Consider the following 6,865-nt stretch of genomic DNA (forward strand, 5'->3'; position numbering starts at 1 on the left):
AAGTCAACGGGCTGTTTACACCTGATTCCGCGCGGAAGTTTTGACCAAGCCGCTCGCGAGGCAAGCACCGGAACCGGGCCGCCGCTCCCCCGAAAAACAATCGGCTGTCGAACCCAGGGGCGATGTTCAGAAAGGTTTGTGGTGGTTATGATTCGGTCATGCCGAACCCGCGATTGTCTCTCGCCTTAGAACGGATTGGCCCTGGAGACTGGGCGATATTCGAATCGTTCGCGTCGGAGTTCTTAGCCGTCGAATATCCAGCCCTGCGGACGATGGCAGCTCCGAACGGAGACAAGGGCAGGGACGCCGAAATATTCACGATTGATGGGGTGCCAAAAGTTGCATTTCAGTACTCTGTCACGGCGAGTTGGAAGACTAAAATTACGAGCACACTGGACACCCTCAAGAGGAATTTTCCTTCGGTCAGCACCATGATCTACCTGACCAACCAGGTGATTGGTCCGGCCGCCGATGAACTCAGGGAAGAGTCCCGACGTGATCGGAATATAACCGTGGACATCCGGGACCGGTCGTGGTTTGTGGACCGCGAGAAGTCCTATCCGCAACGACGAGTGGCCAGTGAAGAGCTGGCTCAGAGATTTGTGGATCCGCTCCTGTCCAAACGAGGGGTCCTCGAAAGAATATCGACCTTGACCGCCGATGAGAGCAAGGTCGCGGTGCTGCACTTGGCTCTCGACGGCGAAGATCAGGCAACCGAGCAGAGCCTTACCAAGAGCTGCTTCGAGTCATTGGTCTTGGCGGCGCTTCACGATTCGAGCACATACAACAGGCTCAGCCTGAGCGAAATCAAAGACGGCGTCGCACTCCGCATGCCCGTGGGGAAGCGAGGGCAGGTCGATGCCCTGACCCTGAGCGCATTGAACCGCCTGTCTCGGAAGGGCCCAGTCAAACAACACAAATCAGCGACCGGGGCCGAGGACACCTACCATCTCAGTTTTGAAGAAACCAAGAGGATAAATGATCAGACAGCCAAGTTCCTTCTTGATGAAGCTGTCCTCGATGCGAAACTCCTCGCGGCGGTTCGGGCCGTCGAAGCACCGAAGGCACTGAGCGAAGCACAGCTAACCGAGGTTTCTCGGCAACTGCGATCAGTGTTGGAAGAAACACTCCTGGAACGAGGCGAGTCTTTTGCCGCAGCCGTGGAAACAGGAGCACCGTTCCAACTCAGCCCTGTAGCCATAGCGGACCGAATCACAGCAAATGGCGGCATCCATGAGCTCAGTTCTGATGCCGCGGCCGCGGCCATAATGCACGTACTGGAACAGCCTTCGCCGCAAACACAGTCGCATCTTCGGCGACTAGCTGACGCATACACGCTTTTCGCGTTCCTGAAACAAACCCCGGACGTCCAGAAAGTCGTGCTCAACGTCTTCAGTGAAGGCGACATATGGATGGACACCACCGCGATCCTGCCGCTTATCGGAGAGAGCCTGGTAGACGATCCGGAAGAGCGCCACTTTACGATTCTGATGCGCGCAGCGGTAGACGCAGGGTTGCTCCTATATGTAACGGACGGAGTCGTAGAAGAAGTTGAAAGACACCTCAACCTGGCCGTTGCTTATGGTCACAACAGAACGTCGACTTGGTCGGGAAGGGTCCCCTTCCTTTATTCGGCCTTCGTGCTCTCGGGCCGACCAGAGACTGAATTCCTGGACTGGCAACGGAATATCTGTGGACGAGAACAGCCGTTGCAGGACGTCAGCGACTACCTTGCCGACGAATTCTGTATCGAGACCAAGAGTCTCCTCGAGTACTCCGATGCCGCATCGACCGAACTCCGGGGTGCGGTTCAGGAACTATGGAATGAGACTCACGAGAGAAGGCGTCAACGAGGTGAGTACGGAGCCGAGCAAGGGACACGGTCTCGCCTGGTTGCCCACGACGTTGAAAACTCAGTCGGCGTCATCGAGTATCGGCGGACGATTGGACCATCGCCCATGGGCTACCTTGCATGGTGGCTGACGTTCGACAGAACAGCCATGAAGATGAAGGACCACCTGCGGGAGCGCCTTGGCCCGCAAGCGCCTGCGTCGCCGGTGTTGAGCCCGGATTTCCTCACTCAATTGCTTCGGTTGGGCCCGCTCCGCACCGCCATCGAGCAGGACCTGAGAGTGCAGCTCCCCCTGCTCACGGACATGAGCGTCAATCACTACGCTCCGCAGGCTCTGCTCGATTTAGCCAGGGAAACGCGAGAAAAGTCGTCGAGCCAGAATGAACGGGTAGTGCGTCGCGAAGTCCGCGACGCGGTGAACCGCGCAAGGCAGCAGATGGGGCCCGCGGCGGTCGGCGGCGTTCGAGCCATGGAGGATCGAATTTCAGCTTCCATCAGACGTCAGTCACCCGGATGAATCCTGCCGGCGGTCGCACATAACCAGCAGTCGGACGGCAGCCAGGACTGCTGATAGCGGAATACCCCCGGTTTCGCTCCGATCTGGGCGGCCGCAGCCGCACGCTCACTTCTGTCGCATGGGAGTATTCACCTATGACTATCGATAACGATGCTGCCAACCTCCCGGCGCAATTGGACTCCCACGGCACAGACGACTCGATCGAAGTCAGCCGTGGCTGGGACCACATCGGGGCCATCATTGTCGATGCGACCCTGCAGCGGCGACAGAACTACCACGCGACCGTCAGGCCGCGCGTTGTCGCTCTGGTCGGGGCATGGCCTGATGCCGCCACGACCAGTGGATTCCGGCGGCGCCTCGATACCGGGATGCTTTCCGAAGTTATCAGCTGGCCGTCCCCCGGCCGCCTCGCCCAGGTTGAGGACATGACGCGCGTGTTCGAGAGCCAGGGCATCGAGACGGTAGTCGAACTCCGAGGAGCACTTGGCGACGACGCCCGCAGAGCCGTTCTCCGGGAGGCTCTTGGGGCCGTGCGGCATGTCAGTCCCAAAACGCTCGATTACATTGACACCCTGAGCGGAGTGTCAACGGGCGGGGCCGTCGACGCGCATGAGGATTGACCGGCCTGTCCGCGTCGGACGCGGATGGCTCCCAGGTGTCGTAGGGTCCCTCAGGTCTGGTCCTCTGTGGAGGCGGCGCGCAGGTCGGGGTCCACGCCCCTGGTTCGCTGCGCATCCACAGACGGCACCGGCTCGTTATCCGCACGGCGAAGATAGAGCCAGGCCGCGACTCCCGCGGTCACCGCAACCGCCGCCACGCCGGCAATCACCCAGGCTTTCCCGGACGCCGTCCGCCGCGACTTAGCCCGGGCGGGTGCCGTGACAACACTCGGTGCAACCCGTTTCAGGCCCTCTTGAACACGGGGAGCCAGAGTTTCCACTCCACCGGCGAGGTCGTCAGCGAGCCGCCGTAGTCCGGTCTGGATCCTCGGAGACGCCGATTCAATCCCGGCATCGAGCCCGGCCACCACTCTTTTCAATGCCGCCTCGACCCCGGGAGTGGCCCACTCCCTCCCCTCGGTGAGCTGAGAGATGAGATTCTCTGAAAGATGGCGGATCTGGTCGGCCTGGTTCTTCGGTGTTGCCGTGCGCATGAGTGCCTCCTCGATGTGGTGGATGCCCATAGCCTACGGCGGTCGGCACCATAGAAACAGGCCCTCCCGGCCGCAACCACCACGAACGCCGGGGTTCCTTAGTGCGCTCCCTTCCTACAGGAAGGTGGACGACGGCGGAGCTCCCGCCGTCGTCCGCCTGCGTTTTGGTGAGGTGCTTTACAGGGCCGACCAGCCGCCGTCGGAGGCAAGGATGGCGCCGTTGATGTTGGTGCCGTCGTCGCTGAGCAGGAAGGTGATGGAGGCGGCGAGTTGCGCGGCGGTGGCGGGCGTGGGGACGGTGGCCTGCATCAGCGGGCCGAGGCGTTCGGCCGCGAGCTGCGATCCCCAGTTGGCCACGATGTTGGTGATGGTGGGGCCGGGGGCCACGGCGTTGAAGCGCAGGCCCCTGGGCCCGTACATCACGGCCGAGTTTTTGGTCAGGCCGACGACGGCGTGCTTGGACGCGGTGTAGGCGGCCCCGGCGGCGGACCCGCGCAGGCCGGCCTCGGAGGCGACGTTGACCACGGAGCCGGTGCCGGCGTCCAGCATCAGCGGCACCACCGCGCGGGTCAGGCGCATGAGGGCGGTGACGTTGATCCGGAAGACGCGGTCCCAAGTGTCGTCGTCCACCTCCTGGATCGGGGCGAAGTTGTCCATGATCCCGGCAACGTTAGCCAGCGCGTCGATGCGTCCGCCGGCGGCAGCGACGACGGCGGCCACGGTCTCCTCGGTGGAGATGTCGCCGGCCACCGGGACCAGGTCCAGCCCGGCGTTCTCGGCCACGAGGTCATCCAGGCGTTCCTTGCTGATGTCGGCGGCGATGACGCGGCCACCTTCCCTGGCGATGCGCAGCGCGGTGGCCTGGCCGATACCCGAGGCTGCGCCGGTGACGATGACGGTCTTGCCGGCGAACCGGCCGGTGGTGGTGACTTCCTGCCATGAAGCTTCGTTGCCCATGATGTCCTTCCAGACGTTGCTCATCCTGATGCGGCCCAGCTTATGACACTCTGTGTCATTATGTAAGGGTGAATACTGGTGGGATGCCTTCGGATGCTGTGACCACCGCCGTCCCGCGCCCCGCCGGGCGCCCGGTGACGATTGATCCCGACGCCGTGGCCGCCCTCGCGCTGCGGCTGTTCGCCGAGCGCGGCTACGAGCAGACCTCCATGGAGGACATCGCGCGCGAGGCGGGGATCGGGCGCAAGAGCCTGTACCGCTACTTCTCCAGCAAGGCCGAGCTCGTCTGGGGCGGCATGGAGCCGGTGGTCGAGGCTTCCCGTCTCGTGCTCGATTCGGCCCGCGCTGAAGGTCCCGGCGGCGACATCCAGGCGGGGCTGCGCGACGCGGCCGTCGCGGGCGTTACTGTCCTGCCGGACCTTGCAGTCACGCGCGGCCGGCTCCGGCTGATCGCCGAGCACCCCGAGCTGGCCAGCCGCAGCTACGAGTCCCTGGCCCCGCAGCGCGAACGGACCCGGGCCTACCTGATGTCCGCGGGCGTCTCCGGGGACGTCGCGGGGTATCTTTGTGCCGCCCTGATCGGCGCGACGTTCGAGGCCTGGATGCAGTGGGCCGCCGGGACGGACCCGGATCCGGTGCCGTATTTGGTGGCGGCGGTGGGGGTATTGCGGGTGCCGGAGTCGACGCGGGCGGGGTGACAATGGGGAGATGAGATCCGCATCGAAACGAAGCCGGCCCAACGGCCGCCGCCTGCCGGTCCGGACCCGGGGTCCCGCCGTCGTGCTTTGGCTGGTGCGGCGGTGAGCAGATTCGTCCTGATCCCCGGAGCGGGCGGCGCGGCCTGGTACTGGAGCCGCGTCGTTCCGTTGCTGCAGGGGGCCGGCCACGAAGCCGTTGCCGTCGATCTGCCCGGCGACGATGAAAGCGCCGGGCTGCCCGAGTACGCGCGCCTGGTGCTCGAAGCCGTCGGTGGACGCCAGGACGTGGTGCTCGTTGCGCAGTCGCTGGGTGGCTTCACCGCCCCGCTGGTGTGCGAAAAAGCCCCCGTCGCCGGGCTTGTCCTGGTCAATGCGATGATTCCCGTACCGGGCGAGACCCCCGGCGCATGGTGGGACACCACCGGCTGGGCTGCGGCGCAGCAAAGCGCGGCCCGGGCCCACGGGTACAGCACTGAGTTCGACACGGACACCTATTTCCTGCACGACGTTCCGCCGGACGTCGCCGCGGAAGGCGAACCGCACCAACGCCCCGAAGCAGAGGCGGTGTTCGAGTCGGCCTGCAACTTCACGGCCTGGCCCGGTATCCCGACCCGTGTCCTGGCCGGAGAGGGTGACCGGTTCTTTCCCCTGGCCTTCCAACAACGGCTCGCCCGCGGACGCCTCGGAATGGAGCCCGACGTCCTGCCCGGCGGCCATCTCCTCGCCCTGGCAAACCCGGACGGCGTGGCCGATTACCTGCTGAGCCGCTGAACGCGGGAATTCCGGCCTAGCGGCTGCTCACCTGGCCGAACAGCCTCGCGATGGGCGCGAGCACCAGCGGGCGGGCGGCGTACCATCCGGCCGCCGTGATGGCGATGGCGGCCGCGAAGAGCCAGAACCCGGCCCAGTTCACCACGTCGGTGCCGCCGAACATGTGGTTCAGGTTGCGCAGCGCACCGGTCGCGAACACGAGGAACACGTGGATGAGGATGAACAGCACAAAAAACAGCATGGTCGGGAAGTGCACCGCGCGCGCAACCTCCACCGGGTAGACCTTGTTCAGCGTTTTCGCGTTCTTCGGCCAGAACTCGCTCATGCGCGCACCCGTGATCGCAGCGAGGGGGGCCGCGATGAAGACCACCACGAAGTACATGATCTGCTGCAGGCTGTTGTAGTTCACCCAGCCGGTCTCAACGGGCCAGTCGAGTGTCATGTACTGCAGGAGCGCGGAGAGCGCGTTCGGGACGGCCTCCCAACTGCTCGGCACGATCCTCATCCAGCGGCCAGAGGCAAACAGCAGCACCACAAAGATGAGCCCGTTGGCCAGCCACAAAATGTCGAGCGACTGGTGCAGCCACAGGTTGATGCTGATCTTCTTGCCACCGCGCTTCGGCGTCCAGTACGCCGGCGGCTTCTGCTGCGTGCGCACCTGGTAGCCGGAGCGAATGATGAGCACCATCAGGAAGATGTTCAGGAAGTGCGCCCACTGTGCCCACCACGGGAAGCCGGGCTCCACCGTATCGGGCAGGTCATACGCGCCGGGGTATCTCTCGAGGAACTCGGGCACGCCCGGCAGCGTCGTCACGCCGCGCGCGGCGAGCATGAGAATCGCTGCGGCGGCCACTCCGCCGACGGCGAAGAGCACGACGAGTTTGATCCACTGGCCCAGGGTACGTGAGCCGTAGAGC

Annotated in this window: 7 protein-coding genes; 4 read left to right on the forward strand and 3 right to left on the reverse strand. The window is 64.3% G+C overall.

Annotation, left to right across the window (positions count from 1 at the left end; translation table 11 throughout):
• The first annotated feature begins 122 nt into the window (after window positions 1-122).
• Complete coding sequence (locus AC1D1S_RS03875; protein ID WP_476993762.1) at window positions 123-2,369, forward strand: hypothetical protein; 2,247 nt, start codon at window positions 123-125, stop codon at window positions 2,367-2,369.
• 134 nt (window positions 2,370-2,503) lie between these two features.
• Entirely contained in the window at window positions 2,504-2,989 is a 486-nt protein-coding gene (locus tag AC1D1S_RS03880) for a hypothetical protein (protein WP_476993763.1), read from the forward strand.
• A gap of 50 nt (window positions 2,990-3,039) precedes the next feature.
• On the opposite strand, the gene AC1D1S_RS03885 is transcribed toward AC1D1S_RS03880, so the two are convergent.
• On the reverse strand, window positions 3,040-3,522 hold the full coding sequence (locus AC1D1S_RS03885; RefSeq protein WP_476944973.1) for a hypothetical protein: 483 nt from the start codon (window positions 3,520-3,522) through the stop codon (window positions 3,040-3,042).
• Window positions 3,523-3,699: 177 nt separating this feature from the next.
• A complete protein-coding gene (locus tag AC1D1S_RS03890) occupies window positions 3,700-4,479 on the reverse strand; it encodes an SDR family NAD(P)-dependent oxidoreductase (protein WP_476993769.1) in 780 nt (259 codons plus the stop codon).
• A gap of 83 nt (window positions 4,480-4,562) precedes the next feature.
• On the opposite strand from AC1D1S_RS03890, the gene AC1D1S_RS03895 reads away from it, so the two are divergent.
• The gene (locus AC1D1S_RS03895; RefSeq protein WP_476993764.1) at window positions 4,563-5,177 is read left to right on the forward strand and encodes a TetR family transcriptional regulator; all 615 of its coding nucleotides are present in this window, start codon (window positions 4,563-4,565) and stop codon (window positions 5,175-5,177) included.
• Window positions 5,178-5,279: 102 nt separating this feature from the next.
• Window positions 5,280-5,948, forward strand: coding sequence for an alpha/beta fold hydrolase (locus AC1D1S_RS03900; RefSeq protein ID WP_476993765.1), 669 nt, complete (start codon window positions 5,280-5,282; stop codon window positions 5,946-5,948).
• Between the two features lie 16 nt (window positions 5,949-5,964).
• Here the strand turns inward: AC1D1S_RS03900 and AC1D1S_RS03905 are convergent.
• The coding region (locus AC1D1S_RS03905; RefSeq protein ID WP_476993766.1) for a cytochrome b/b6 domain-containing protein at window positions 5,965-6,865 on the reverse strand (901 nt) is incomplete at its 5' end.

Source organism: Arthrobacter sp. P1_A5, assembly GCF_056406825.1.